The 26015-nt window shown below is 56.4% G+C and carries 24 protein-coding genes and 1 pseudogene; 15 read left to right on the top strand and 10 right to left on the bottom strand.

Features of this window, described 5'->3' with window-relative positions:
* The first annotated feature begins 25 nt into the window (after positions 1-25).
* From fabA to QRN31_RS19620, 3 genes are all read left to right on the top strand, one after another.
* Positions 26-541 (top strand): 3-hydroxyacyl-[acyl-carrier-protein] dehydratase FabA, encoded by a 516-nt coding sequence (fabA, locus tag QRN31_RS19630; RefSeq protein WP_008148022.1) that lies wholly within the window; start codon positions 26-28, stop codon positions 539-541.
* An 11-nt stretch (positions 542-552) separates the two neighbouring features.
* Positions 553-1773, top strand: a complete 1221-nt coding sequence (gene fabB, locus QRN31_RS19625) for a beta-ketoacyl-ACP synthase I (RefSeq protein ID WP_222588033.1) — start codon at positions 553-555, stop codon at positions 1771-1773.
* A gap of 402 nt (positions 1774-2175) precedes the next feature.
* A complete protein-coding gene (locus tag QRN31_RS19620) occupies positions 2176-2364 on the top strand; it encodes a hypothetical protein (RefSeq protein ID WP_285433903.1) in 189 nt (62 codons plus the stop codon).
* A 70-nt stretch (positions 2365-2434) separates the two neighbouring features.
* Here QRN31_RS19620 and QRN31_RS19615 read toward each other — a convergent pair whose 3' ends face one another.
* The 5 genes from QRN31_RS19615 to cysM form a co-directional block, all read right to left on the bottom strand.
* Positions 2435-2977: a DUF2058 domain-containing protein gene (locus QRN31_RS19615; RefSeq protein WP_285433902.1), complete on the bottom strand. Its 543-nt coding sequence runs from the start codon at positions 2975-2977 to the stop codon at positions 2435-2437.
* A 28-nt stretch (positions 2978-3005) separates the two neighbouring features.
* Positions 3006-3839 (bottom strand): nucleoside triphosphate pyrophosphohydrolase, encoded by an 834-nt coding sequence (mazG, locus tag QRN31_RS19610; protein WP_285433901.1) that lies wholly within the window; start codon positions 3837-3839, stop codon positions 3006-3008.
* 119 nt (positions 3840-3958) lie between these two features.
* On the bottom strand, positions 3959-6202 hold the full coding sequence (gene relA / locus QRN31_RS19605; protein WP_259152896.1) for a GTP diphosphokinase: 2244 nt from the start codon (positions 6200-6202) through the stop codon (positions 3959-3961).
* A 123-nt stretch (positions 6203-6325) separates the two neighbouring features.
* Positions 6326-7678, bottom strand: coding sequence for a 23S rRNA (uracil(1939)-C(5))-methyltransferase RlmD (gene rlmD, locus QRN31_RS19600; protein WP_285433900.1), 1353 nt, complete (start codon positions 7676-7678; stop codon positions 6326-6328).
* Positions 7678-8580: a cysteine synthase CysM gene (gene cysM / locus QRN31_RS19595; protein ID WP_084321990.1), complete on the bottom strand. Its 903-nt coding sequence runs from the start codon at positions 8578-8580 to the stop codon at positions 7678-7680. The genes rlmD and cysM overlap by 1 nt, the downstream gene beginning before the upstream one ends.
* 343 nt (positions 8581-8923) lie before the next feature.
* Between cysM and QRN31_RS19590 the strand changes: the two genes are divergently transcribed.
* The 6 genes from QRN31_RS19590 to QRN31_RS19565 all read left to right on the top strand — a co-directional run bounded on the left by QRN31_RS19590 (position 8924) and on the right by QRN31_RS19565 (position 15891).
* A complete protein-coding gene (locus tag QRN31_RS19590) occupies positions 8924-10204 on the top strand; it encodes an HlyD family secretion protein (protein ID WP_285433899.1) in 1281 nt (426 codons plus the stop codon).
* 38 nt (positions 10205-10242) lie between these two features.
* Entirely contained in the window at positions 10243-10428 is a 186-nt protein-coding gene (locus tag QRN31_RS19585; protein ID WP_285433898.1) for a LuxR C-terminal-related transcriptional regulator, read from the top strand.
* A 481-nt stretch (positions 10429-10909) separates the two neighbouring features.
* The gene (locus QRN31_RS19580) at positions 10910-11239 is read left to right on the top strand and encodes a hypothetical protein (RefSeq protein ID WP_285433896.1); all 330 of its coding nucleotides are present in this window, start codon (positions 10910-10912) and stop codon (positions 11237-11239) included.
* A gap of 61 nt (positions 11240-11300) precedes the next feature.
* Positions 11301-12455, top strand: coding sequence for a JmjC domain-containing protein (locus QRN31_RS19575; protein WP_285433895.1), 1155 nt, complete (start codon positions 11301-11303; stop codon positions 12453-12455).
* Positions 12456-12490: 35 nt separating this feature from the next.
* Positions 12491-14578, top strand: a complete 2088-nt coding sequence (locus QRN31_RS19570; RefSeq protein WP_285433894.1) for a peptidase domain-containing ABC transporter — start codon at positions 12491-12493, stop codon at positions 14576-14578.
* 20 nt (positions 14579-14598) lie between these two features.
* Positions 14599-15891 carry a TolC family outer membrane protein gene (locus tag QRN31_RS19565; protein WP_285433893.1) on the top strand — a complete coding sequence of 431 codons (1293 nt, stop codon included), beginning with the start codon at positions 14599-14601 and terminating at the stop codon, positions 15889-15891.
* Positions 15892-16160: 269 nt separating this feature from the next.
* On the opposite strand, the pseudogene QRN31_RS19555 reads toward QRN31_RS19565, so the two are convergent.
* From QRN31_RS19555 to QRN31_RS19545, 3 genes and pseudogenes are all read right to left on the bottom strand, one after another.
* Positions 16161-16670, bottom strand: a pseudogene (locus QRN31_RS19555) (DUF1016 N-terminal domain-containing protein); the annotation flags it as partial.
* A 181-nt stretch (positions 16671-16851) separates the two neighbouring features.
* Positions 16852-18282 (bottom strand): sensor histidine kinase, encoded by a 1431-nt coding sequence (locus QRN31_RS19550; RefSeq protein ID WP_285433891.1) that lies wholly within the window; start codon positions 18280-18282, stop codon positions 16852-16854.
* Entirely contained in the window at positions 18269-18991 is a 723-nt protein-coding gene (locus tag QRN31_RS19545) for a response regulator transcription factor (RefSeq protein WP_285433890.1), read from the bottom strand. Before QRN31_RS19545 ends, QRN31_RS19550 begins: the two co-directional genes overlap by 14 nt.
* A 214-nt stretch (positions 18992-19205) precedes the next feature.
* Between QRN31_RS19545 and QRN31_RS19540 the strand changes: the two genes are divergently transcribed.
* On the top strand, positions 19206-21959 hold the full coding sequence (locus tag QRN31_RS19540; RefSeq protein WP_285433888.1) for a response regulator: 2754 nt from the start codon (positions 19206-19208) through the stop codon (positions 21957-21959).
* Between the two features lie 90 nt (positions 21960-22049).
* On the top strand, positions 22050-23039 hold the full coding sequence (locus QRN31_RS19535) for a 2-hydroxyacid dehydrogenase (RefSeq protein WP_285433886.1): 990 nt from the start codon (positions 22050-22052) through the stop codon (positions 23037-23039).
* 6 nt (positions 23040-23045) lie between these two features.
* Here QRN31_RS19535 and QRN31_RS19530 read toward each other — a convergent pair whose 3' ends face one another.
* Positions 23046-23447 (bottom strand): hypothetical protein, encoded by a 402-nt coding sequence (locus QRN31_RS19530; protein ID WP_285433884.1) that lies wholly within the window; start codon positions 23445-23447, stop codon positions 23046-23048.
* Between the two features lie 134 nt (positions 23448-23581).
* Between QRN31_RS19530 and QRN31_RS19525 the strand changes: the two genes are divergently transcribed.
* Together QRN31_RS19525 and QRN31_RS19520 are read left to right on the top strand one after the other, a co-directional pair.
* Complete coding sequence (locus QRN31_RS19525) at positions 23582-24016, top strand: hypothetical protein (protein WP_008041640.1); 435 nt, start codon at positions 23582-23584, stop codon at positions 24014-24016.
* The gene (locus QRN31_RS19520) at positions 24016-24420 is read left to right on the top strand and encodes an META domain-containing protein (RefSeq protein WP_285433883.1); all 405 of its coding nucleotides are present in this window, start codon (positions 24016-24018) and stop codon (positions 24418-24420) included. The genes QRN31_RS19525 and QRN31_RS19520 overlap by 1 nt, the downstream gene beginning before the upstream one ends.
* A 65-nt stretch (positions 24421-24485) precedes the next feature.
* Here the strand turns inward: QRN31_RS19520 and QRN31_RS19515 are convergent, their stop codons facing one another.
* Positions 24486-24953 (bottom strand): TlpA disulfide reductase family protein, encoded by a 468-nt coding sequence (locus tag QRN31_RS19515; protein ID WP_259152908.1) that lies wholly within the window; start codon positions 24951-24953, stop codon positions 24486-24488.
* A 114-nt stretch (positions 24954-25067) separates the two neighbouring features.
* Between QRN31_RS19515 and arsC the strand changes: the two genes are divergently transcribed.
* On the top strand, positions 25068-25421 hold the full coding sequence (gene arsC / locus QRN31_RS19510) for an arsenate reductase (glutaredoxin) (RefSeq protein WP_285433879.1): 354 nt from the start codon (positions 25068-25070) through the stop codon (positions 25419-25421).
* Positions 25418-26014, top strand: a complete 597-nt coding sequence (gene wrbA / locus QRN31_RS19505; RefSeq protein WP_208669461.1) for an NAD(P)H:quinone oxidoreductase — start codon at positions 25418-25420, stop codon at positions 26012-26014. Before arsC ends, wrbA begins: the two co-directional genes overlap by 4 nt.
* The last annotated feature ends 1 nt before the right edge of the window (position 26015 follow it).

The raw sequence follows: 26015 nt of genomic DNA, 5'->3' as shown, positions 1-26015 counted from the left end.
CGCATGGGACTATTGAGGAGCTCGCATGACCCAACAAAACGCCTTTACTCGGGAAGACCTGCTGCGCTGCAGTCGCGGTGAGCTGTTCGGCCCAGGTAACGCACAACTGCCCGCCCCGAACATGCTGATGGTGGATCGCATCACCCATATCAGTGCCGAGGGTGGCAAGTACGGCAAAGGTGAATTGGTCGCCGAGCTGGATATCACTCCGGACCTGTGGTTTTTCGCCTGCCACTTCGAAGGTGATCCGGTGATGCCAGGCTGCCTGGGCCTCGACGCCATGTGGCAACTGGTCGGCTTCTTCCTCGGCTGGCAGGGTCTGCCGGGCCGTGGTCGTGCGCTGGGTTCGGGCGAAGTGAAATTCTTCGGCCAGGTCCTGCCAACCGCCAAGAAAGTCACCTATAACATTCAGATCAAGCGCGTGCTCAAGGGCAAGCTGAACCTGGCCATCGCCGATGGTTCGGTCAGTGTCGACGGCCGCGAGATCTACACCGCCGAAGGCCTTCGGGTCGGCGTTTTCACCTCCACTGACAACTTCTAAGGGTTATCCGCATGCGCCGCGTCGTTATCACTGGTCTGGGCATCGTTTCGTGCCTGGGCAATGACAAAGAGACCGTCTCCGCTAACCTGCGTGCAAGCCGCCCTGGCATCCGGTTCAACCCGGAATATGCTGAAATGGGTCTGCGTAGCCAGGTTTCCGGCTCCATCGACCTTCCACTCGAAGAGCTGATCGATCGCAAGATTTATCGCTTCGTCGGCCACGCGGCGGCTTACGCCTATCTGGCCATGAAAGACGCCATCGCCGACTCCGGTCTGACCGAAGAGCAGGTTTCCAACCCGCGTACCGGCCTGATCGCTGGTTCCGGTGGTGCCTCCACGCTGAACCAGATGGAAGCGCTGGACATCCTGCGCGAGAAAGGCGTGAAGCGCGTTGGCCCATACCGCGTCACGCGGACCATGAGCAGCACCGTTTCCGCTTGCCTGGCCACCCCGTTCAAGATCAAGGGCCTGAACTACTCCATCGCTTCTGCCTGTGCGACCAGTGCTCACTGCATCGGTACCGCCATGGAACAGATCCAGATGGGCAAGCAGGACATCGTGTTCGCTGGCGGCGGTGAAGAAGAACATTGGAGCCAGTCGTTCCTGTTCGACGCCATGGGCGCATTGTCCAGCCAGTACAACGAAACCCCGGAAAAAGCTTCCCGTGCCTACGACGCCAAGCGTGACGGTTTCGTCATCGCCGGCGGTGGCGGCATGGTCGTGGTTGAGGAGCTGGAACACGCTCTGGCTCGCGGCGCGAAGATCTACGCGGAAATCGTTGGCTATGGCGCGACCTCCGATGGCTATGACATGGTCGCTCCAAGCGGCGAAGGCGCTATCCGCTGCATGCAGATGGCCATGTCCACCGTCGATGCTCCGATCGACTACCTGAACACCCACGGCACCTCGACCCCGGTCGGCGACGTCATGGAAATGAAAGGTGTGCGTGAAGTGTTCGGCGACAAGGCACCGGCCATCAGCTCCACCAAGAGCCTGTCGGGTCACTCCCTGGGCGCCGCCGGCGTTCACGAAGCGATCTACTGCATGCTGATGATGGAAGGCAACTTCATGGCGGGTTCCGCCAACATCGACGAACTGGACCCGGAAGTGGCAGACATGCCGATCCTGACCAAGACGCGCGAAGACGCCACCATCAATACCGTGATGAGCAACAGCTTCGGCTTCGGTGGCACCAATGCCACGCTGGTACTGAAGCGCTGGACCGGCAAGTAAGACACTCCGCCGTCTCGCAACACAAAAAAACGCCCCGACTGGTTCGGGGCGTTTTTTTTGTGCCAGGAAAACACAAAAACCTGTGGGAGCGAGCTTGCTCGCGATGAGGGAGTGTCAGTCGACATCATTGTTGTCTGATACTCCGCCATCGCGAGCAAGCTCGCTCCCACAGGGGATTTTGGTCACCTTCAAGCCGGGTTTTTCTTCAATGAAAACATGAAGCTTTTGTCATGAAACTCAGCACCCTGCGACCCAATGCCGCGGGCTTGAAGGGCTGCAGGACTTTTGCAGAATTGGCAATTGTCCATTACAAAACCCGGTTATTTACTTAGCAGGCTAACAAAACATATAACGGAGTCCTGCACATGCCTTGCTGCAGATAACAGAGATTGGAGCTAGCAGATGACTGTAAAAGTAACTGAACGCGACGATTCACATAAGTCCCACGAAGGCGTAGCCGCCGGTATCCGCATCTGGGACGTGCATCAACAAGACATGCTTGTGGGGATGTTCCACTCCGAGACCGACGCCCACAGCTACAAGGCCGAACTGGAAAAACTGGAGCAGCAACGAGCGCTCCGATCCGCATAAGCAATGACAGCATTGAAAATGACAAACCCCGCCATGAGCGGGGTTTGTCGTTATTGCGAGCTCTACAGCCTTACCACATCAGATCATCAGGAATCTGATAGGCCGCATACGGATCGTCCTCGGCGATGACGTCTTCGGTCTTCACGTTCATCTGCACGATGCGCTGCGGATCGCGCTCCTGAATCTTCAGGGCGGCTTCACGCGGGATCACTTCATAGCCGCCGGCATGGTGCACGATCGCCAGCGAACCGTTGCTGAGCTTGTTGCGCATCAGGGCGTTGACGCAGATGCGCTTGACCTTCTTGTCATCGACGAAGTTGTAGTAGTCCTCGGTGGTCAGCTTTGGCAGGCGTGAGACTTCGATCAATTGCTTGACCTGGGCCGCACGGGCCTTCGCCTCGGCTTTCTCCTGTTGCTGACGGTTCAGCTCCTGGTCACGCTTGACCTTCTCGGCCATCGCTTCCTGGGCCGCACGCTGCTGCGAGTCATCGAGTTCGATCTGACCTTTATGGGCCAGGCGCTGCTGCTTCTGCTTCTCTTTGCCGACCTGTTTGGCCTGCTTCTGGTTGACCAGCCCTGCTTTGAGCAACTGGTCGCGAAGGGAAATGCTCATGGTGCTTATTTCTCACTTAGGCCACTGCTCAACCGCAGCTGGACACATTCTTTTCCTGTCGTTTGGCTTCGCCCCACAAGGCGTCCAACTCTTCGAGGGTGCAATCTTCCATGGGACGATGGGTGTCGCGCAATGCCTGTTCGATAAAACGGAAGCGTCTTTCGAACTTGCTGTTGGCGCCACGCAATGCAGTTTCCGGATCGACCTTCAAATGACGCGCCAGATTGACCACGGAAAACAGCAAGTCGCCGACTTCATCGGCTATCGCTACCGGATCGTTATCGGCCATGGCTTCGAGTATTTCATCGAGCTCTTCGCGAACCTTGTCCAGCACCGGCAAGGCGTGCGGCCAGTCGAAACCGACCTGCCCTGCGCGCTTTTGCAATTTGGCCGAACGAGACAACGCCGGCAACGCGGCGGGTACGTCGTCGAGCAATGACAGCTGCTGCGGCGCGACGGATTTCTCGGCACGCTCTTCGGCCTTGATCTCTTCCCAGCGATGCTTGACCTGTTCTTCACTCAGACGCGGGACATCCAGTGGAGCGTACAGATCGCCTGTCGGAAACACGTGCGGATGACGACGGATCAGCTTGCGCGTAATGCTGTCGATCACGCCGGCGAATTCGAAGCGCCCTTCTTCCCGGGCCAACTGGCTGTAATAAACCACCTGGAACAGCAAATCGCCAAGCTCGCCCTGCAAGTGATCGAAGTCACCGCGCTCAATGGCATCGGCGACCTCGTAGGCTTCCTCAAGGGTGTGCGGGACGATGGTGGCGTAGGTTTGCTTGATGTCCCACGGGCAACCAAATTGCGGGTCACGCAAGCGGCTCATCAGGTGCAGCAAGTCTTCGAGTGAATACATCAATCAGTCTCTACAAGAACCTGTGGGAGCTGGCCTGCCAGCGATGGCATCACCTCGATGCTACTGAAAGACCGAGGTGCCTGCATCGCTGGCAGGCCAGCTCCCACACGGGTACATCTTCAAGGTGTCCGGTTACGCCGGGTTTCGATGATGTTCGGCAACTGGGAAATCCGTCCCAGCAACCGCCCCAGTGCATCCAGCCCGGGAATCTCGATGGTCAGGGACATCAACGCGGTGTTGTCCTCTTTATTCGAGCGGGTGTTGACCGCCAGCACGTTGATCCGCTCGTTGAGCAGCACTTGCGACACGTCGCGCAGCAAACCGGAGCGGTCGTAGGCGCGGATGATGATGTCCACCGGATAGGTGAGCACCGGCACCGGGCCCCAGCTGACCTGGATGATCCGCTCGGGCTCGCGCCCGCCCAGCTGCAACACCGAGGCGCAGTCCTGACGGTGAATGCTCACGCCACGGCCCTGGGTGATGTAACCGACAATCGCATCGCCCGGCAACGGTTGGCAGCAGCCGGCCATTTGCGTCATCAGGTTGCCGACGCCCTGGATCTGAATGTCGCCACGCTTGCCCGGTTTGTAGCCGGTGGCTTTACGCGGAATCAGTTCCAGCTGTTCGTTGCCGCGTTCCGGCTCGACCAGTTGCTGCGCCAGGTTCACCAGTTGCGCCAGGCGCAAATCGCCGGCACCCAACGCCGCGTACATGTCCTCGGCGGTCTTCATGTTGGCCTTGTCGGCCAGCTTGTCGAAGTCCACCGCCGGTAGACCGAGGCGACTCAGCTCACGTTCGAGCAAGGTTTTACCGGCCGCGACGTTCTGGTCGCGGGCCTGCAATTTGAACCAATGAACGATCTTCGCCCGCGCCCGCGAAGTGGTGATGTAACCCAGGTTCGGGTTCAGCCAGTCGCGACTCGGCGTGCCGTGTTTGCTGGTGATGATCTCGACCTGTTCACCGGTTTGCAGGCTGTAGTTGAGCGGTACGATGCGCCCGTTGATCTTCGCGCCACGGCAGTTGTGACCGATTTCGGTGTGCACGCGGTAGGCGAAGTCCAGCGGCGTCGCGCCCTTGGGCAAGTCGATGGCGTGGCCGTCGGGGGTGAAGATGTAGACCCGGTCCGGTTCGATATCGACGCGCAGCTGCTCGGCCAGACCACCGATATCGCCCAGCTCTTCATGCCACTCGAGCACCTGACGCAGCCAGGAGATTTTCTCTTCGTAGTGATTGGAGCCGGATTTGACGTCGGTGCCCTTGTAGCGCCAGTGCGCGCAAACGCCCAGCTCGGCTTCCTCGTGCATGGCGTGGGTGCGGATCTGCACCTCCAGCACTTTGCCTTCAGGGCCGATCACTGCGGTGTGCAGCGAGCGGTAGCCGTTCTCTTTCGGGTTGGCGATGTAGTCGTCGAATTCTTTCGGGATGTGCCGCCACAAGGTGTGGACGATGCCGAGCGCGGTGTAGCAATCGCGCATTTCCGGCACCAGCACGCGCACGGCACGCACGTCGTAGATCTGGCTGAACTCCAGACCCTTGCGCTGCATTTTGCGCCAGATCGAATAGATGTGTTTGGCCCGGCCGCTGATGTCAGCGTCGACGCCGGTAGCGGTCAGCTCATTCTTCAGCTGACTCATCACATCGGCGATGAAGCGCTCGCGATCCAGTCGCCGCTCGTGGAGCAACTTGGCAATCTGCTTGTACTGATCGGGCTCGAGGTAACGGAAGGACAAGTCCTCCAGCTCCCACTTGATGTGACCGATACCGAGACGGTGAGCCAGCGGCGCGTAGATGTCGAAGACTTCACGGGCCACGCGATTGCGCTTTTCATCATCGGCGGTTTTCACCGCACGGATCGCACAGGTGCGTTCGGCCAGTTTGATCAGCGCGACGCGAACGTCGTCGACCATCGCCACGAGCATCTTGCGCAGGTTTTCGACCTGGCCCTGAGTGCCCAGCACCAGCGATTGACGGGGGCTCAGGCTGGCGCTGATCGCCGCCATGCGCAACACGCCGTCGATGAGTTTGGCGACCACCGGACCGAAGCGCTGGCTCACGGCCGGCAGTTCGATCTGGCCTTCGCGCACGCCGCGGTACAAGACTGCCGCGACCAACGAATCCTGATCAAGTTTGAGGTCGGCGAGAATCTCGGCGATCTCAAGGCCCGTGCGGAAACTTGAGGTCCCTTCGGACCACAGGTTTTTCGCCGCATTGGCTTGTTGTTCAGACGTACGAGCGAACTCGCACGCTTCCTTCAAGGCTTCGCGATCCAGTGCCAGATCGACACTGACCGCATGATCGAGCCAAGCCTCGAGATTGATACTGCCGTCGGTGTTGATCGGCTGGTGTGCTCTCACCTGTACCATCTTGCTTACCTTCCCTACGACGCAGATTCAATGCGTCAAATCGCTGACCTTCATTCCCCGATTTGCCCTCACGGGGCTAATGCGAGAGCTGCACGGGCGGCCAGTCGGACCAGACGAGCCGTCCTAGCTCGCTTCAAATAACGCCATGGCCTCGACATGTGCCGTCTGAGGAAACATATCGAGAATCCCGGCACGTTTTAACCGGTAGCCCTGCTTGATCAATTCAACCGTGTCGCGCGCCAGCGTTGCCGGGTTGCACGACACGTACACCAACCGTTTGGCACCCAGCGATGCCAGCGTGCGCACGACCTCGAAAGCACCGTCACGCGGTGGGTCCAAGAGTACCGCACAAAAGCCTTCGCGCGCCCACTCGGCATCGGTCAAAGGCTGGGATAAATCGGCCTGAAAAAAATGCGCATTATGAAGATTATTGCTAGCCGCATTTTCGGCCGCCCGCTCGACCATCGCTTGCACGCCTTCGACCGCCACCACTTCGCGAACGGCTTTGGCCAGCGGCAAGGCGAAGTTGCCTAACCCACAGAATAGATCGAGAACCCGTTCCTGCGCTGTCGGCTTCAACCAGTCCAGTGCCTGGGCAACCATCGCTTCGTTGACCCCGGCGTTGACCTGAATGAAATCCCCTGGCCGGTAAGCCAGGTTCAAGTCCCATTGTTCAAGGCGATAGCCCAGGGACTGCCCTGCCTCGGCCGGTTGCGGTTCGCCTTCACCGTGCAGCCACAACTGGGCTTCATGGGCGGCGCAGAATTCCTTGAGAATGGTCAGGTCGGCATCGGACAACGGCGCCATGTGCCGCAGCAACACCGCCAATGACGAACCGCTGAACAACTCCACGTGGCCCAGCGCTTGCGGTTTGCTCAAGCGCCGCAACATCTGCGGCAAGCCGGTCATGATCGGCTGCAAGGGCTGAACCAGCACCGGGCATTCATTGATCGCAACGATGTCCTGACTGCCCGCCGCACGAAAACCGACTTCGAGTTTTTTCGCTTTCATGTCCCAGCGCACTGCCACGCGGGCGCGACGGCGGTAGCCGAATTCCGGTCCGCTCAACGGCGCCGCCCACTCTTGGGGTTCGACACCGGCGACCTTCGACAGTTGTTCGGCGAGCATGCTCTGCTTGAGGGCGAGTTGTTCGTTGTGTGGCAGGTGTTGCACGCTGCAACCGCCACAGCGACCGGCATGCGGACACGGCGCCGGACGACGCAATTCGCTGGCCTGGAACACACGTTCGGTGCGTGCCTCGACCACTTTGCCGCGGGCACCCAACACGCGCGCCTCAACCTCTTCACCAGCCAATGCGCCGATGACGAACCAGGTACGACCTTCGAAAAACGCGATACCACGACCGTCATTGGCGAGGCGCTCGATGCTCAAGCGCTGCTTTTTGCCGGTCGGGATTTGCGGGGCCTTGCTACCGCCGGTGGGCTGGAAGCGCAGGCCTCTCTCTTGCTTGGCCATCAGTTGGGCGCGTCGAAAATGCCGGTCGACAAGTAACGGTCGCCTCGGTCGCAGATGATCGCGACGATCACCGCGTTTTCAACTTCTTTGGAAAGACGCAGCATTGCTGCCACCGCACCGCCCGAAGAAACGCCGCAGAAGATGCCTTCTTCGCGGGCCAGACGACGGGTCACGTCTTCGGCCTCGCTTTGCGCCATGTCGACGATCCGGTCCACGCGATCCGCCTGGTAAATCTTCGGCAGGTATTCTTGCGGCCAGCGACGGATGCCCGGAATTGCCGAGCCTTCCATCGGTTGCAGGCCGATGATCTGTACGTTCTCGTTCTGCTCTTTCAAGTAGCGCGAGACGCCCATGATGGTGCCAGTGGTGCCCATCGAGCTGACGAAATGCGTGATGGTGCCCTCGGTCTGACGCCAGATTTCCGGGCCGGTGGTGGTGTAATGCGCCTCCGGATTATCGCCGTTGGCGAACTGGTCCAGCACCTTGCCCCGGCCTTCGGCTTCCATACGCTGAGCGAGATCGCGAGCGCCTTCCATGCCTTCTTCCTGGGTGACCAGAATCAGCTCGGCGCCATACGCCGTCATCGCGGCCTTGCGCTCGGCGCTGGAGTTGTCCGGCATGATCAGGATCATCTTGTAACCCTTGATCGCCGCGGCCATCGCCAGGGCGATCCCGGTGTTGCCCGAGGTCGCTTCAATCAGCGTATCGCCGACGTGAATCTGCCCGCGCAGTTCGGCGCGGGTGATCATCGACAGCGCCGGACGGTCCTTGACCGAACCCGCCGGGTTATTCCCTTCGAGCTTGAGCAAAAGGGTGTTGCTGGTGGCGCCAGGCAGGCGCTGCAAACGGACCAGCGGAGTGTTGCCGACGCAATCGGCGATGGTTGGGTACTGCAAGGTCATGGCGTATTCGCAATCCAGACTGCGGGGGCGCCTATCATACCGGCAAACGTGCGCAGGCCATATCACGCAAAGTGTGGTGCTTATGGCTTATGGGAATAAGCGGGCGAGTGAGCCGAGGAAGAATCCTACGCAGATGAGTAAAGGACCTGTAGGAACATGGCTTGCGCTCGACGATTCTGTAATACAGGACGATGTTTCGGGACATCCTCCTAGGATATTTCCCGCAGGTTTTGGTGGCGTCGATGAACTGGTGAGTAATAAGTTTCATTGATAGTCTTTTGGTCGCACTCCACGCTACTTGGCGAGGTAAAGCACCACCAAACTTCCTGAAGACTCTAAATCAATGTCCGAAAACTCGGCTTTATTTCGTTCCGAAGTTACTAACGCGAAAAACGAAAACCGCTTTGGCAGCGTACTGATCCATCAACCATGGGGGTATGGTGTAGCTGCCATCCTAGCTAGCATATTAATACTCCTATTGATGAGCTACGCCTACTTCGGGACCTATACCCGAAAAGCAACTGTTAATGGCTTGCTTATGCCAGAGCAGGGAATGTTGCGCTTAACTTCAGTTGGCACTGGATTACTGACAGAGGTTCTTACGAAGGAAGGGCAAACCGTTGGGACCGGTCAAGCGTTATTCGTAGTTTCCGGTGAACGCTTTGGCACAACAGGCGGCATACAAAATCTCATTTCGGAACAACTCACTCAGCGCATGCTGATAATTGAACGCAATCTTCACTTGGCGAACGAGCGCCGTAAAGGACAGCTACTCATGCTTGATGGGCGCCTCGCTGCAATAACCGAAGAATTAATTCAATTTCGAGAAGAAATACGCATGCTTAAACGGCGCGTAGCATTGGCGGAAACTCAACAACAGCGACAGCAAGAATTGGCAGCAGTTGATTTTATTTCCCTCGCACAGCTTCAAAAAGGAGAGGGAGATCTTTTAGCATTGCGGGGGCAACAAAAAAGTATTCAACGCGCCCGAGCGAGTCTCAGCCGCGAACGGATGGAACTGCAGGCACAAAGACAAGAGATCGAGTTGCGGTATCGCGCCGAGACTGCAGAGATAGATAACAGCGTCTCCTTAGTCAGGCAGGAGCAGGCGGAAAATGATGTTCGCCGCAAACAGATAAGCGTGGCACCGTTTGCTGGCACCGTAACTGGTTTGAACGTGCAAAAAGGTCAACAAGTCGAGGTCGGCTCACTGCTGGCTAGTCTGATCCCTCAAGGAGCAAGTCTTACTGCTCATTTATATGTCGCTTCTCGTCAGGCGGGGTTTATAGAGACGGGCCAGACCGTATTAATGCGATACGCCGCCTATCCATATCAAAAATTCGGTATGGCCCGAGGACAGATTGTAGAGCTGGCGAAGAGCCCCTACGCAGTTCAGGAGTTACCTGCTCACATCGCAAGTGCTGTTCATAGCAAAGCCCTACCATCTGAGCTCTTTTATCGCGTAACTGTTGCACTGGACTCACAGACGATTGCCGCATACGGAATTCCGCACCTGCTGCAGGCGGGAATGCTATTGGAAGCTGATATCGTTCAGGACGAACGTCGACTTTATGAGTGGGCTCTGGAACCTATTTACTCTGTGACTGGCAAAAAAATACATTGAACAGAATCTAAACGAAAACAGCAGGAGGCGACAACCGCATGACAAAAAGGGAATCTGAAGTCCTGAATTCACTCTTCCAAGGACTAACCAACAAACAAATAGCTACGTCACTTGGCATAAGCGACTTCACCGTACGTGATCATGTCTCCTCAATTCTTCGCAAGAAAGGAGTTGGATCAAGGGCAGAATTGTTGGCAGCTGAAATTAAAAACAAGACTCTCTAACCCCTACATTTATAGGATTTAAAAAAACATCCAAGAAAATTACACTCTCCATCTCACCCCATGTCACGCTCAGCTCCAAACTTACGATTCGATCATCAACCAACGGCCACCCGCCTACCCCGGCAAACTGCTAGTGCGCAACCAATACAATCTTATCTTCAGCCACAGGTAAACCCCATGACCGATCATAAACTTAGAGAACCTAGTAACGGCTGGAACATGCAAGCATTGGGAATACACTTTGCAGAAGGCACTGTATCTAGCGCACTAATGTCTGCTTTTAAAATCGGTATTTTTTTTATTTTTTGCTACTTAATCTACAGATTGCTGCGCTTACGATGGGGAGTTTACCAAAGCTTATGCGCAACCTTTCTCTTACTTCACATACTTCCTATCATAATACTACTAATAATAAAACAAACTCTCCACCAATAACAAACTTTAGCACCACAACCCACCCCACATAAAACAGGGAGTAATCATGCGTGAATTGACGATATGTGACTTTGAGTTAGTTTCTGGAGCAGTCGGCCCGCCAGGGGCTGTTGTTGGAGCGGTTACAGGGGCAGCAACTTATATTGGAGGCGCAATGGCTACCGGACAGGGCGACGTGGCAGGCCTTACTGCAAGTGCTGTGGCTGGAGGTGCCGCTGGCTTTCTGCTAGGCCCTGCCGGCATGGGTGTTGCTCAAACTACTGCGGCAACCATTCTTGGCGCTGAAGTAGGTTTTTATTCCGGCATGATGGGAGGACAGGCTCAAAGTGCGATTAATGCAGCAGGAACTAACTACGGCGGCACTAACTACAACTAAATAATCAACCAATAGAGGGCCTAGCTACTCCCCTACAGCTAGGTCCTTCAGGTCTATTTTTATGAGCATAAAATTCAACATGTCTTTTGATGACTTCTTTGAAAGTCACCAAGAAAGAAAACCTCTACTCATCAAGAAGGCATTAGCCAACAATGAGTTCTCTTGGAGCGACGTGAATGAAATCTTTGATAATAGCGACGTCTCGTCCAACGACTTCAAACTCTCACTGGACGGCATACGACCCAAATCTGAATACATAGAAAGCTATTACGACATCGGAATCTTACGTCACCGACTTATTAAACCCGCAATTTATGAACACTTAAAAAACGGAGCCACGCTAATCACCAACAAGATCAAGAATTCAAAAAAAGTCAGCCATATTTCAAAACAGATTTCGACATTCACCGGCAGACAGGTCGTAAGTAGTGCGTATTTGTCTTTTGGCAACAAGGATTCCTTTCGATGCCACTGGGATACTCGAGACGTATTTGCGATCCAATTAATAGGCCGTAAACGCTGGATTGTTTACGAACCATCGATGGAGTCGCCTTTATACACCCAACAAAGTAAAGACTACGAACACGAACACCCATGCCCAACCAGTCCGTTCATGGATATCGTTCTAGAGCCAGGCGATGTTTTTTATCTCCCCCGAGGCTGGTGGCATAACCCTTTGCCACTTGGAGAGGCGACATTCCATCTTGCGATAGGGACTTTCCCGGCATATACAGTTGACTACCTTTCATGGTTATTTAAACGAATTGAAACCCACACCGACCTACGCCGCTCGCTCCATACTTGGCAGCATGACAAAGAACATCTTTCATTGGCCGGCAGACAACTCAATGAGTTGATCACTAATCGCGATAATTACCAATGTTTTCTTGATGAATTTAATGGTGCTATACGGGTTGAGTCTGCGCTGGCTTTAGATATTTTCGGCGACCCTAACGCGGGCACGCCTTCCGAACATTTTGGCGTTCGACTGTGTACAAGTAGTTGCTACAGCATAACTGATGATTACATCATTGCGAACGGCACCCGATTAAATCTTGACGAGCAAAGTAAAAAAATAATTCAGCACATAGTAAAACTCCCCAACATCTGCATTGGGGCGCTCATCATAGGACTCCCAGAAATACCCGCCGACAAGTTACGCAAACTGATTAGTCAACTATGCCATTTAGACATACTGGAACTCTCCAGAACCTGATTAAATTAGGCTCATTTCCAAGGACACTCTAACTCATGAAAGTTACGTTGCAAGTAGAGAGCCAAGAGTGTGGTCTTGCATGCCTAGTCATGATTGCCGCATTTCACGGATTGCAGTTGGATCTAACGACCATGCGAAGACAATTCTCCATTTCTCTAAAGGGAACTACCCTCTCCCAGTTAATGCGTCACGCTCAGTCACTAAATTTCTCCTGCAGGCCTCTGCGGTTGGAGTTGGAGGAATTACACCTTTTGCGTACACCCTGCATTTTGCACTGGAATATGGACCATTTTGTGGTGTTGGAGAGAGTAAAAGGAAGCAGCCTGACTCTGCTGGACCCTGCATATGGTCGTAGAGTGATGGCATTGTCTGAAGTCTCGAGGCATTTCACAGGTGTTGCGCTGGAATTGACACCTAACGCAACATTTCAGCCCCAATCACAGAAAGTTCGAGTCCGCCTGCGTGACTTGATTGGTCGTATCACCGGACTCAAGCGCGCTTTAGGCAACATTTTTGCACTCGCGTTAGCGCTGGAATTGGTAGCACTTCTTTCCCCCCAAGTAACTCAATGGGTAATTGACGGGGCACTGGTGTCGTCCGATCACGATTTACTATTACTTGCCGTACTTGGGGGCTGTCTATTGATGGTAATTGATTTTGTCCTTCGAATGGCTCAAGGCTGGATGGCGTTGCGTTTAGGCCAGCAAGTGGCAATTCAGTGGTCGGGAAACTTGTTCAGCCATATGCTACGCCTACCCTGGTCGTTTTTCGAAAAACGTCAACTTGGAGATATTGCAGCCCGTTTTCAATCATTAGCTGTCATTCGCAAAATAATGACAAACGGTGCCATCACAGGATTACTTGATGGATTAGTCGCAATAGCAACACTGACAATGATGTTTTTCTATAGCTCCACACTTTCATCGATAGTGTTGATTGCATTGGTATTGTACGGCGCCCTAAGACTTATTTTTTACCACCCGCTCCGCAACGCTTCTGAAGAGCGCATTGTGCTAGGCGCCCGAGAAAACACTTACTTCTTAGAAACAATAAAAGCAGTTTTGCCTATCAAACTCTTTAACGGCACCACGTTGCGATTAGCAACGTGGCAAAATCTAATTGCGGATGTCCAAAACCGAGATGTGACAACACAAAAAATATTGTTGGTATTTTCATGCTTGAACATCTTAATTTTTGGATTGGAAGGGATGCTTCTGCTCTATTTTGGAGGCTCCGCCGTACTGCAGGGCGCACTATCAATGGGTATGTTGCTAGCATTCATCGCCTACAAGACTCAGTTTTCTGGACGTGCAAGCAAGCTTATTGACTTGGGTATCGAAATCCGGATGCTTTCGTTACATGCTGAAAGATTGGCCGATATTGCTCTGGAATTGCCAGAGTCTGACGGACAGATGGAAACTGATATTGCTCGCATAGAGCCCAGCATCGAACTTAAGCACGTTTCATACCGATACGCGTTGGGTGAGCCCTCGGTCATACACAACTTATCACTCACGATCCACGCCGGGGATTCTGTGGCTATCGTCGGACGTTCTGGTTGCGGCAAAACTACACTACTTAAATTAATACTTGGTTTGCTCACACCGACAGAAGGGGAAATTCTGATTGGCGGAATACCTATGCGTCATCTCGGCTCTCAGGCATGTCGCAGTTTAGTAGGTGTTGTAATGCAGGAGGACCAGTTACTTGCTGGTTCACTGGCCGAAAATATTGCGTGTTTCGACCCTGACTTTTGTCTGGATCGCGTAACTGAAGTAGCTCGCCTTGCTGACATCCACAGGACCATTTCCGATATGCCCATGGGCTATCAAACACTTGTATCAGAGATGGGCTCAGGGCTTTCAGGCGGACAGAAACAGCGAATTTTTTTGGCGAGAGCTTTATATAGAAACCCTAAAATACTTGTACTTGACGAGGCAACCAGCCACTTGGATCTACACAGCGAGCAGCATATAGTAAGGACATTGTGTGAGATGCCAATGACCCGAATCATAATTGCTCACCGCCGTGAAACAATCGCCTTTGCTAAGCGTCTTATATGCTTGAACAATGGGATCATCATGGAAGATGTTCGTCTCGATGAGACGAGGCTAGACAACTAATGAGCATCAGAAAATTTTTCATGAGTGCAATATTTTTGTTGGAGGCTACAGCAACGCAGGCTCAAGAGAGTGATCTTTTACAGATATATCGACTAGCTTTATTACATGATGCTCAGTACACAGCGGCGAAAGCTCATCAACGTATAGGTCAGGAACACTGGCTACAAGGCAGAGCAGGGCTTCTTCCCCAAATATCTCTAGACACTCAAAGCCATTGGGTTGAGTCAAATCACCATACACCTAGCGCTAATACCGAGCAAAAAAGACGGAATCAAAGTTATAGCATCCAATTGATACAACCAATCTTTCGCTGGCAGAATTGGGTTCAGTTCCAGCAGGGTGAACTCCAGCGTGCGCAGGCACAAATCCACCTCGAAAGTGCTGCGCAGGGCTTGTTGTTGCGTGTTGCTCACTCCTATTTTGAAGTCCTGAATTCAACCGATGTGCTTCAAGCCGTTCGAGATTTACGAACTGCTAATGGGGAGCAGTTGGCAATTGCCAAAAAAAACTTTGAGCTAGGCAACATCAGTATCATCGACGTCAATGAGGCTCAGGCCAGTTTTGATCAAAGCACGGCGCAGTTTATAAAAGCTAAAAGCGATCTCCATCTGGCTCAATACGCCTTAGTCGGAATCATTGGGCAGCAGCCGGGCATATTGAAGGGCTTACATGCCAATGCCACTTTCTCACCGCCGCAGCCATCAGAGCTGGCCATGTGGATTAAGATGGCCGAGCGATTCAACCTTGACGTACAAGCACAGGAACTTCTTCTGGGCATCGCTAGCAACGAAGTACGTATACGCAAAGCAGAACACCTGCCATCTGTAGATTTGATTTTAAATCAAAGTATGCAACAGAACCCTAACGCCAGCACAAATAGTATTGATTCAACTAGTATTGGACTGCGTTTTAGTATGCCGCTGTATAGCGGAGGCAGGCTGAGTTCTGCTACTCGGCAAGCAGTAGCGATGCAAGAGCAAACAGAATTTGAATTAGAGGATGCACGCCGTTTGGCTGCGCTGACAGCTGCACAGGCCTGGTCGGGTGTAATGGACGGCATTGCGCAGGAAAAAGCGCTTGAGGCTGCAAAATCATCCGCACGCTTGGCAGCGACTTCCAATCAGATCGGATACAAAATCGGAGTGCGAGTTGGAATAGACGTGCTAGAAGCCCAAAGAAAATACAGTGATATAGTTCAGCAACTGTCACGCGCACGTTATGACATCTTGCTAGCCCAATTAAAGCTTAAGGCTACGACAGGTACATTAAGCGAAGTCGATATCACCGAAATTAACGGGTTACTGAGCGGTTGATTAAAAAACGTTTGGAAGTATTTTTTAGAATATATCTATTTCTGGCGCCATCCATGGTCAGTTTATTATGCTTCGCGCTGAAGGGTGCACTTGTGTCAGCCCTGCAGATTTTTTTGCTGGTTGGGGTCACGCTTCGTTCGAACAGCGCATTCTTGAATTGACGCTCGGTTCGGGCTTCGACCATTTTCCCTGAACTGCCAAACGGACGTAAAACTCCCGCTCCTTCGCCGTTTACTCTGTCTGAAAATGATCAAGTTGTGCGACCAGGATAATTGTCGCACCAGTGGTGCGACTTTCTCTTCAGCGTGATAAATCTCGTAGAGGTAGCGCATGCGAAACAAGTTCGACCGGGTAAAACAGCGCGACGACCACCTCTCCTGAATCGCCATACGCAGGTAAAACTCACGTTCTTCCGGGATCTTGCTCTGAGTCAGGATGAGCAAATTATGGGTCCAGGGTAATTGTGTCAGCAGTGCTGACACTTTTTCATTGCTGCGGTACGCATCGTAGAATTGACGCATTCGGAACAGGTTACGCCGAGTAAAACCACGCAACCCCGGTTGAGTCTTGGCCAGATGCTCGGCCAATTGACTGACCACCGAGTCCCCCCACTCGGCCCGTTCCAGCTTGCGACTGATGTAAGCACCCACCTGCCAATACAGCTCAATCAACTGGGTATTCACCGCCTGCATGGCCTGCTGTTTGGCACGTTGAATCAGCGCAAGCACTTCATTGAAGCGGTCGTCGGTTGCATTGTCGGGGACGCTGGATGCATTCATGCCGGACTCCTGAGGAAGAGGAAGAACGCGAGTCTATTCAGTCGAGTCAGGCTGAAGGTGTCGGTAATACGCTTTAGGAAACGTCGTACAAAAAAACGGGAACGCTCCGGCGAAACCGGCTTTTTGGTGGCAGGGAGGGCCTCTTCGCTAGCAAGCCCGCTCCCACAGGGATCCAGACGGGTTACGCGATTTGCGGGTCGCACACATCTAATGTGGGAGTGAGCCTGCTCGCGATGGCGTCATCTCTGGCAACGTCATCATCCGCTACCAACCGCATATTCAACCGCAACCCGGTCCTGGTATTTTCAGCCCAAAGACTCCCGCCTTGGCGCTTTACCGCATTTCTGGCGATGCTCAATCCCAAGCCAAACCCGCCATCCCCCGGCCGTGAGCCATCGAGGCGAATGAACGGACTGAAGATCCGCTCAAGATCCGCGTCAGCCACCCCGCCGCCCTCATCTTCCAGCCACACATGCCAGAAGTCGCCATCGCGCTCTGCGCCAAGACGGACGATGCCGCCACTCGGGGAATGACGAATGGCATTGCGCAGGATGTTTTCCAGCGCCTGCGCCAAAGTGTTGAGATGGCCGCGAACCCAGCAAGACGAATCCACCGAACAGTGCAACTGACTGGCCGGCCAGCCACTTTCATAGCAGGCGTTTTCCGTGAGCATTTCCCACAGCGCCTGAAGCTGGATCGCTTCGTCGGGCAGCGGCGCGCGCTCGGTGTCGAGCCATGCCAGTTGAAGCGTGTCCTCCACCAGACGCTGCATGCCATCGACTTCCCGACCAATACGCTCACGCAATTGCGGCAGCCCCTGCTCGCTTTCGCTGGCGACCCGCAAGCGGCTCAGCGGCGTACGCAGCTCGTGGGACAGGTCGCGCAGCAGTTGCTGCTGCAGGGCCACGCTGCTTTGTAGGCGCTCGGCCATGTGATCGAACGCCCGGCCCAGCTCACCCAGTTCATCCGGGCGATTGGTGGTGTTGCTTGATAGGCGCACATTCAACGGGTCGGCACGCCAGGCGTTGGCTTGTTCACGCAAGCTGTTCAACGGTACGACCAGCAGCCGATAAAGACCGACGCACAGCAATAACGTGAACAACCCAGGAATGATGCCGTTGGTGATCACGCGCCAGAACACCCGGTATTGGCCGGGCATGAAGCGCTGGGGCAGTTCGATCACCAGGCTGCCGACCGCCGGGTCGTTCGGAAAAGGGATTCTCAACCAGGGAAGCCCCTTGGTATGAAGACTCGTGGGCCAATCCAGCCCGCGCAAAAAGGTCAGGCGCTGGACTTCCTTGTCGGTCAGCGGGTAGCTGCTCAAGGACTGCAAATCGCCGCCGATGACACCGACCCATGTGGTTTCACGCGTGCCCAGCTCCTGCAGCCAGACATCGATGCCTGCGCTCTGACGTTGATTCCAGGCATGCTCGGCCTCGGCGGCGTAGCGGGTCAGCGTGCCCCGGGCCTCGTCGGAGAGGAACAGGTTCCTCTGTTCCATGTATCGCCCCCAGGACCAGCTCAGCCAGATCATCAGCAGACAGAACGCCACCAACAGACACGCCAGTTTCCAGAACAGTGAATGCCGGCCCGGCAGGTCAGACCATTTCATCGCCGGCACTCAATACATAACCCTTGCCCCAGACCGTGCGCACTTTGCGTTCGGTGTAACCGATGGCGTTTAGCTTGCGACGGATCTGGCTGATATGCATATCGAGGCTGCGGTCATGGGCCGCGTACCCGCGTTGCAGCACGTGCTGATAAAGGAAGGCTTTGCTCAACACTTCATCGCCATTGCGGTTGAGCGTTTCCAGCAAACGGTACTCGCTGCGGGTCAGGCCCGCGGCATGCTCGCCATGGAAAACCTCGCACCGCTCATCGTCAAAACGCAGGCTATCCTGGGAAAGTGCAAGCGGTGAAGGCTGCGGTCGACGGTCGAGCGCCACCCGGCGCAGGATCGCCTCGATGCGCACCCGCAACTCGGCGATGCTGAAGGGTTTGGGCAGGTAATCGTCGGCCCCCAGACGAAAACCGCTGATGCGGTCCGCCTCGGCGCCCAGCGCCGACATCAACACCACCGGGGTGGAATGACTCTGTCGCAATTGCGTCAGTACGTTCAGACCGTTCAGCCCCGGCAGCAGAATATCCATCAACACCACATCAAAGGTTTGCGCACGCGCGATGGCCAGGCCCTCTCGCCCGTTCTGGCACCAGGTCACCTGAAATCCGCAGCGCCCCAAATGCTCATGCACGTAGGCACCGAGTACGAGGTCGTCTTCGATGGACAGGATTCGGGGGTGGCCAACAGACATGGGAGTCATGAGTATCTGCAAATAATTCTCAGTTGTAGATTATTCAAGATTGCCTGCCGATGGGCAACCCAAGGTTTGCCCCTGACGCTAAAGCGCCGTTGCGCTGGACGAATGACGACATCAATTTTACGAAGATTGCCCGCATGCAAATCGCTACACTGCCCAAGTGGCGCGTGCCGGATGTACGCGCAGGTCAATCAATAGCTGGATGCAGGAGAGATGCGTGCTCACGAAACTGGGAATTAAAGGCCGCGTGCTGTTGCTGACCCTGTTGCCGACCACCCTGATGGCATTGGTCCTGGGCGGCTATTTCACCTGGATGCAGCAATCGGACCTGCAAGCCCAACTGATGCAGCGCGGTGAAATGATCGCCGAACAGCTCGCGCCGCTGGTCGCTCCGGCCATGAGCCACAAAGACAGTGAGCTGCTGGAGCGCATCGCTACCCAGTCGCTGGAAACCGCCGACGTTCGCGCCGTGACCTTCCTCGCCCCCGACCGCACGCCGCTGGCCCATGCCGGCCCGACCATGCTCAATCAGGCGCCCATGGGCAACGGCTCGCAGATGCTGCGCCGCAGTGGCAACGATGCCACGCGTTACCTGCTGCCGGTGTTCGGTAAACACCGCAACCTGGCCGGTGACTTGATTCCCGAAGAAGCCGATCGCCTGCTGGGCTGGGTCGAACTCGAACTGTCCCACAACGGCATGCTGCTGCGCGGTTACCGCAGCCTGTTCGCCAGTCTGCTGTTGATCGGCACGGGCCTCGCCGGTGCGACGCTGTTGGCGCTGCGCATGGGCCGCACGATCAACCGACCGATCAGCCAGATCAAACTGGCGGTGGCGCAACTCAAGGACGGCCACCTGGAAACCCGCCTGCCACCGCTTGGCAGCCAGGAGCTGGATGAGCTGGCGTCCGGCATCAACCGCATGGCCGGCACGCTGCAAAACGCTCAAGAAGAATTGCAGCACAGCGTCGATCAGGCCACCGAAGACGTGCGCCAGAACCTGGAAACCATCGAGATCCAGAACATCGAACTGGACCTGGCGCGCAAGGAAGCGCTGGAAGCGAGCCGGATCAAATCCGAGTTCCTGGCCAACATGAGCCATGAAATCCGCACGCCGCTCAACGGTATTCTCGGCTTCACCCACCTGCTGCAAAAAAGCGAATTGACCCCGCGCCAGCTCGATTATCTGGGCACCATAGAGAAATCCGCCGACAGCCTGCTGGGGATCATCAACGAGATCCTCGACTTCTCGAAAATCGAGGCCGGCAAACTGGTACTCGACAACATCCCGTTCAACCTGCGCGACCTGCTGCAAGACACCTTGACCATCCTCGCCCCGGCCGCCCACGCCAAACAGCTTGAACTGGTGAGCCTGGTGTACCGCGACACGCCGTTGTCGCTGGTGGGCGATCCGCTGCGACTCAAGCAGATCCTCACCAACCTGGTGAGCAACGCAATCAAGTTCACCCGCGAGGGCACTATCGTCGCCCGGGCCATGCTTGAAGAAGAGCATGAAGACAGCGTGCAACTGCGCATCAGCATTCAAGATACCGGCATCGGCCTGTCGAACCAGGACGTGCGCGCGCTATTTCAGGCGTTCAGCCAGGCCGACAATTCGCTGTCGCGCCAGCCGGGGGGCACCGGCCTCGGGCTGGTGATTTCCAAGCGGTTGATCGAACAGATGGGGGGCGAGATCGGTGTCGACAGCACGCCGGGGGAAGGCTCTGAATTCTGGATCAGCCTCAGCTTGCCCAAAACCCGCGATGACGCCGAAGACCTGCCCGGCCCGCCGCTGCTCGGGCGCCGCGTGGCGGTGCTGGAAAACCACGAACTGGCGCGTCAGGCGTTGCAGCATCAATTGGAAGATTGCGGCCTCGCGGTGACGCCGTTCAACACCCTGGAAAGCTTGGCCAATGGTGTAACCGGTGCGCATCAGACCGATCAGGCGATCGACCTGGCGGTGCTCGGGATCACCAGCAACGACATGCCGCCCGAGCGCCTCAACCAGCACATCTGGGACCTCGAACACCTGGGCTGCAAAGTGCTGGTGCTGTGCCCGACCACCGAACAGACGCTGTTTCATCTTTCGGTGCCCAATCCGCACAGCCAGCTTCAGGCCAAACCGGCCTGCACCCGCAAGCTGCGTCGGGCATTGTCCGACCTGGTCAATCCGCGCCAGCAGCGCAGCGAGCCTGGCGAACCGGTGTCGAGCCGCGCGCCAAAAGTGCTGTGCGTCGACGACAACCCGGCCAACCTGTTGCTGGTGCAAACCCTGCTCGAAGACATGGGCGCCAAGGTTCTTGCGGTGGAAAGCGGTTACGCGGCGGTCAAGGCGGTGCAAACCGAAACCTTCGACCTGGTGCTGATGGACGTGCAAATGCCTGGCATGGATGGACGCCAAAGCACCGAAGCGATTCGCCAATGGGAAACCGAACGACACTGCACGCCGCTGCCCATTGTCGCCCTCACCGCCCACGCCATGGCCAACGAAAAACGCGCCCTGCTGCAAAGTGGCATGGACGACTACCTGACCAAACCGATCAGCGAACGGCAACTGGCGCAGGTGGTGCTGAAGTGGACCGGCCTGGCGTTGCGCAATCACGGTCCGGAGCGTTCCAGCGACAGCCTCGGCGGCGCTCATGAATTGCAGGTGCTCGACCACGACGAAGGTTTGCGCCTGGCGGCCGGCAAAGCCGATCTGGCGGCGGACATGCTGGCGATGTTGCTGGCGTCCCTGGAAGCGGACCGCGAGGCGATTCGCGTTGCTCGTGAAACCAAAGACCACAACGCCCTGATCGAGCGCGTTCACCGCTTGCATGGCGCGACGCGTTATTGCGGTGTCCCGCAACTGCGTGCCGCCTGCCAGCGCAGCGAAACCTTGCTCAAGCAACAGGACCCCAAAGCCACCGGCGCGCTGGAAGAACTCGACCGCGCGATCAATCGCCTGGCCGCCCACGCCCGTATTAACGCTTGATGCAGCGCAATGGCGCTGATCTCCATCAGCGCTAATCTCACTGGGTCCTGCTACATAAGCGCGACTGCACCCGTTATCCAGGAGGTCACCATGCGCACGATTCTATTCAGCAGCCAGACCTATGACCGCGACAGCTTTCTGAGCTGCGATCTGCCCGCCGGTATTGAACTGCAGTTTCAGTCCGCACGGCTGAGTCTCGACACGGTGGCGCTGGCCGATGCTCACGAGGTGGTCTGCGCCTTTATCAATGATGACCTCAGCGCCCCGGTGCTCGAACGTTTGGCGGCGGGTGGCACACGGCTGATCGCCCTGCGCTCTGCCGGCTATAACCACGTTGATCTGGCAGCAGCAAAGCGCTTGGGACTTTCGATTGTGCGGGTCCCGGCCTATTCGCCGCATGCCGTGGCCGAGCACGCGGTGGCGCTGATCCTGGCGCTCAATCGCCGATTGCACCGCGCCTACAACCGCACTCGCGAAGGGGATTTCAGCTTGCACGGGCTGACGGGATTCGATTTGGTGGGCAAGACCGTCGGCGTGGTCGGCACCGGGCAGATCGGCGCGACCTTCGCCAAAATCATGAACGGCTTCGGCTGCCAGTTGCTGGCCTACGATCCCTATCCGAATCCCCAGGTCGAAGCCCTTGGCGCCCGCTACCTCAGTTTGCCGCAACTGCTGGCCGAGTCGCAGATCATCAGCCTGCACTGCCCGCTGAATGAGCAGAGCAAACACTTGATCAACAGCGAATCACTGGCGCACATGCAGCCCGGCGCCATGTTGATCAACACCGGGCGTGGCGGCCTGGTAGACACGCCAGCGCTGATTGACGCACTGAAGGACGGCCAACTGGGTTATCTGGGGCTGGATGTGTATGAAGAAGAGGCGCAGCTGTTCTTTGAGGACCGGTCCGACTTGCCGTTGCAGGACGACGTGCTGGCGCGGCTGCTGACCTTTCCGAACGTGATCATCACCGCGCACCAGGCCTTTCTGACCCGCGAAGCCTTGGCGGCAATTGCCGCGACGACCTTGCAGAACATCGCAGCGTGGGCCGCCGGGGCGCCGCAGAATCGGGTCGAGGGCTGACTGTTCTCAGGCCTTGGACAACAGGATCATCAGCCCCAGCCAGCCGAAGCCCAGCAAACGCTGCCCCAATGAATGCCCACGACGCAGCAGGAACCAGACAAAAAACGGCGGCATGAAGAAAATCATCAGTTTCAGCCAGAGTTCCACCGGACGCGGCCCGTTGAGAACCGGTGTTGGTGTTGCGGCCTGAACCTCGACCGGGCCCTGGGTTTTGCGTTTGCGTCCAAATGCAGCCGGGGTCACCCTCGCCACTTTCTCATCCGCAGGCAAACGCCCGAAAGAAAGCGGTGCCGCTGCAGGCGTCGACGTGGTTGCTTGCACCTTTGCCACCGGTGCACCGCAATGAATGCAAGCAGACACCGCGGAGCTGATGCTCTGCTTGCACTCATAACATTCGATTAACGCCATGTCCGTTCCCTAGAGATGCAAAAGCGGCAGTTTGCCATGAGTCGGTGGGTAATTTGAACCTGATCGAAGGTCATCTGCCCGCGCCATGCTGCGTGCAGGCCCGTGATAGCATACCGCGCATATTTGGAGGACCCATGGTCGAACACGATTTCCGCTACAGCCTGATGAACCCGCAACACACCCTCACCGAATGCCGCGCTCTCGTGCCGGGGCGTTATCAAGTCACCGGCAACGGCGGCTCGATTCGTAATAACGACGTGCTGGTCGTGACCCTCAAAGGCGCCAAGGACTTGTCCATGCGCCTGACCGTTGAAACGGTTCGCCACTTGATCAATCCGCCAGGCCAATGGGTCGCAGTGGCCAGTGGTCCGGTGTTTGGCGAATTGGCGATCCACACCTGGAAAGTCAATTGCGACAGCTGCGCCAAAGAGCTGAGTTTCGAGTTCGCAGTCGACGCCAAGCTGGGTAACAAGGCTGAAAAACCGGCGGCCACCGCGCGGATTGCCGAGCTGGGCTGGACCGCCGTTGGCGAAAAGCACCTGTGCCCGAAATGCCAGGAGCCCGCGTAATGAAACGCCTCGCTCTACCCGCAATCGTTGGTGCCAGCCTGATGGGCTGCGCTGCCGAGCCGGTACAACTTGAACAAAATCGCAGCTACATTCTGGAATGGATCGGCGAACGTCCGTTGATGGATTACAGCCACCTGACCATCACCCTGGGTGAAGACGGTCGGGCCTACGGTAACGGCGGCTGCAACCATTGGTTCGCGCCATACACGCTCGACGGCGAGAAACTGAGCTTCGGCAAGATCGGCAGCACCCGCAAGCTGTGTGCGCCGGCAGTCATGGAGCAGGAACAGCGCTTCTTGCAGGCGTTGGAAGGCGTACAGCGCTGGGACGTATCGCCAATCGAGCAGATGCGCTTCTGGCCGGCCGAGGGCAAGCCGTTGCGCTGGTGGCTGGAAGAGGGTTGATCCTCTGACTGAACCTGGTGATCGTTCCCCCGTCGAGGCGTGGGAACGATCATCATCCTTTGCTTTCAGTTCTTCGCCTGCAACGCCTCGAGCTTGGCCATCACCCCCGCCGCTGTCTGCTCGCCCATCAGTTGTTCACGCACCTTGCCCCGGTTATCGATGATGTACGTCACCGGCAGCGCCTCGCTGCGTGGCAGTTCAAAAAGATCGGCCGGGTCCGACGCCAGCACCGTGAACTTGATCCCCAGTTTTTCACTGGCGCTTTTGAGCTCCTCACCCTGCACATTGTCGAAATTGACCCCGAACACGCCGATCTTTTTGTCTTTGAGCTGTTCGGCCAGCACATTCAACTCCGGGATCTCGGTCCGGCATGGGCCACACCACTCGGCCCAGTAATTGAGCACCACCCATTGCTTGTCCAAGCGTTCGGCGGCGACTTTGTGGCCATTCTGGTCGATCCCATAGTCGTTGCCACAGCCCCCCAGCATCAACGCGCCAATGATTGCCAATGCCGCTGCCAGTCGCCTTGTCATGTCGTGTTCCTTGTTCAAAATTGAATGCGCCTGCGACCCATCGCCTCGCAAGGTTCTGGATTACGCGCTGCCCAGTTAGAATAGCCGCCACCTTACGCAAGATGCGACCCGCACATGACCGATCTGACGCTTTATCACAATCCGCGCTGCTCGAAATCCCGCGGTGCGCTCGAACTGCTCGAAGCCCGTGGCCTGGCCCCGACTGTGGTCCGTTACCTGGAAACGCCGCTGGACGCCGCGCAAATACAGGGTCTGCTGACCAAGCTCGGCATCAGTGCCCGGCAACTGCTGCGTACCGGTGAGGATGAGTACAAAACCCTCAACCTGGCCGACGCCAGCCTGAGTGAGGCGCAGTTGATCGCTGCCATCGCCGCTCACCCGAAACTCATGGAGCGACCGATTCTGGAAGTCGGCGACAAAGCCATCATCGGCCGTCCGCCGGAGAATGTGCTGGAGTTGCTGCCGTGAGCGCACCGTACATTCTGGTTCTGTATTACAGCCGCAGCGGCTCGACCAATGAAATGGCGCGGCAGATTGCCCGTGGTGTCGAACAGGCCGGAATGGAAGCGCGGTTGCGCACCGTGCCGGCGATCTCCACCGAATGCGAAGCCGTGTCGCCGGACATTCCCGACGAAGGCGCGCTGTACGCCAGCCTCGATGATTTGAAAAACTGCGCAGGCCTGGCCCTGGGCAGCCCGACCCGTTTCGGCAACATGGCGGCGCCGCTCAAGTACTTTCTCGACGGCACCAGCAACCTGTGGCTGACCGGCGCTCTGGTGGGCAAACCGGCTGGCGTCTTCACCTCGACCGCGAGCCTGCATGGCGGCCAGGAAACCACGCTGCTGTCGATGATGCTGCCGTTGCTGCACCACGGCATGCTGATCACCGGCCTGCCCTACAGCGAATCGGCCCTGCTGGAAACCCGTGGCGGCGGCACGCCTTACGGCGCCAGCCATCACGCCGGGGCCGATGGCAAACAGGGATTGAATCAGCATGAAGTCGCGCTGTGCCGGGCGCTGGGCCTGCGGCTGGCGAAGACTGCACTGAAGCTGGAGGACTGAC

The sequence above is a fragment of the Pseudomonas sp. fls2-241-R2A-110 genome, assembly GCF_030209165.1.
GTDB lineage: Bacteria > Pseudomonadota > Gammaproteobacteria > Pseudomonadales > Pseudomonadaceae > Aquipseudomonas.
Note: the sequence above shows the minus strand (reverse complement) of the source record. Positions and strands in the feature narration are given on the sequence as shown.

Bases quoted from the DNA above. Each gene is read 5' to 3' on its own strand.
- fabA (WP_008148022.1), top strand. From the start codon at position 26: ATGACCCAACAAAACGCCTTTACTCGGGAAGACCTGCTGCGCTGCAGT.
- fabB (WP_222588033.1), top strand. From the start codon at position 553: ATGCGCCGCGTCGTTATCACTGGTCTGGGCATCGTTTCGTGCCTGGGC.
- QRN31_RS19620 (WP_285433903.1), top strand. From the start codon at position 2,176: ATGACTGTAAAAGTAACTGAACGCGACGATTCACATAAGTCCCACGAA.
- QRN31_RS19615 (WP_285433902.1), bottom strand. From the start codon at position 2,977: ATGAGCATTTCCCTTCGCGACCAGTTGCTCAAAGCAGGGCTGGTCAAC.
- mazG (WP_285433901.1), bottom strand. From the start codon at position 3,839: ATGTATTCACTCGAAGACTTGCTGCACCTGATGAGCCGCTTGCGTGAC.
- relA (WP_259152896.1), bottom strand. From the start codon at position 6,202: ATGGTACAGGTGAGAGCACACCAGCCGATCAACACCGACGGCAGTATC.
- rlmD (WP_285433900.1), bottom strand. From the start codon at position 7,678: ATGGCCAAGCAAGAGAGAGGCCTGCGCTTCCAGCCCACCGGCGGTAGC.
- cysM (WP_084321990.1), bottom strand. From the start codon at position 8,580: ATGACCTTGCAGTACCCAACCATCGCCGATTGCGTCGGCAACACTCCG.
- QRN31_RS19590 (WP_285433899.1), top strand. From the start codon at position 8,924: ATGTCCGAAAACTCGGCTTTATTTCGTTCCGAAGTTACTAACGCGAAA.
- QRN31_RS19585 (WP_285433898.1), top strand. From the start codon at position 10,243: ATGACAAAAAGGGAATCTGAAGTCCTGAATTCACTCTTCCAAGGACTA.
- QRN31_RS19580 (WP_285433896.1), top strand. From the start codon at position 10,910: ATGCGTGAATTGACGATATGTGACTTTGAGTTAGTTTCTGGAGCAGTC.
- QRN31_RS19575 (WP_285433895.1), top strand. From the start codon at position 11,301: ATGAGCATAAAATTCAACATGTCTTTTGATGACTTCTTTGAAAGTCAC.
- QRN31_RS19570 (WP_285433894.1), top strand. From the start codon at position 12,491: ATGAAAGTTACGTTGCAAGTAGAGAGCCAAGAGTGTGGTCTTGCATGC.
- QRN31_RS19565 (WP_285433893.1), top strand. From the start codon at position 14,599: ATGAGTGCAATATTTTTGTTGGAGGCTACAGCAACGCAGGCTCAAGAG.
- QRN31_RS19550 (WP_285433891.1), bottom strand. From the start codon at position 18,282: ATGAAATGGTCTGACCTGCCGGGCCGGCATTCACTGTTCTGGAAACTG.
- QRN31_RS19545 (WP_285433890.1), bottom strand. From the start codon at position 18,991: ATGACTCCCATGTCTGTTGGCCACCCCCGAATCCTGTCCATCGAAGAC.
- QRN31_RS19535 (WP_285433886.1), top strand. From the start codon at position 22,050: ATGCGCACGATTCTATTCAGCAGCCAGACCTATGACCGCGACAGCTTT.
- QRN31_RS19530 (WP_285433884.1), bottom strand. From the start codon at position 23,447: ATGGCGTTAATCGAATGTTATGAGTGCAAGCAGAGCATCAGCTCCGCG.
- QRN31_RS19525 (WP_008041640.1), top strand. From the start codon at position 23,582: ATGGTCGAACACGATTTCCGCTACAGCCTGATGAACCCGCAACACACC.
- QRN31_RS19520 (WP_285433883.1), top strand. From the start codon at position 24,016: ATGAAACGCCTCGCTCTACCCGCAATCGTTGGTGCCAGCCTGATGGGC.
- QRN31_RS19515 (WP_259152908.1), bottom strand. From the start codon at position 24,953: ATGACAAGGCGACTGGCAGCGGCATTGGCAATCATTGGCGCGTTGATG.
- arsC (WP_285433879.1), top strand. From the start codon at position 25,068: ATGACCGATCTGACGCTTTATCACAATCCGCGCTGCTCGAAATCCCGC.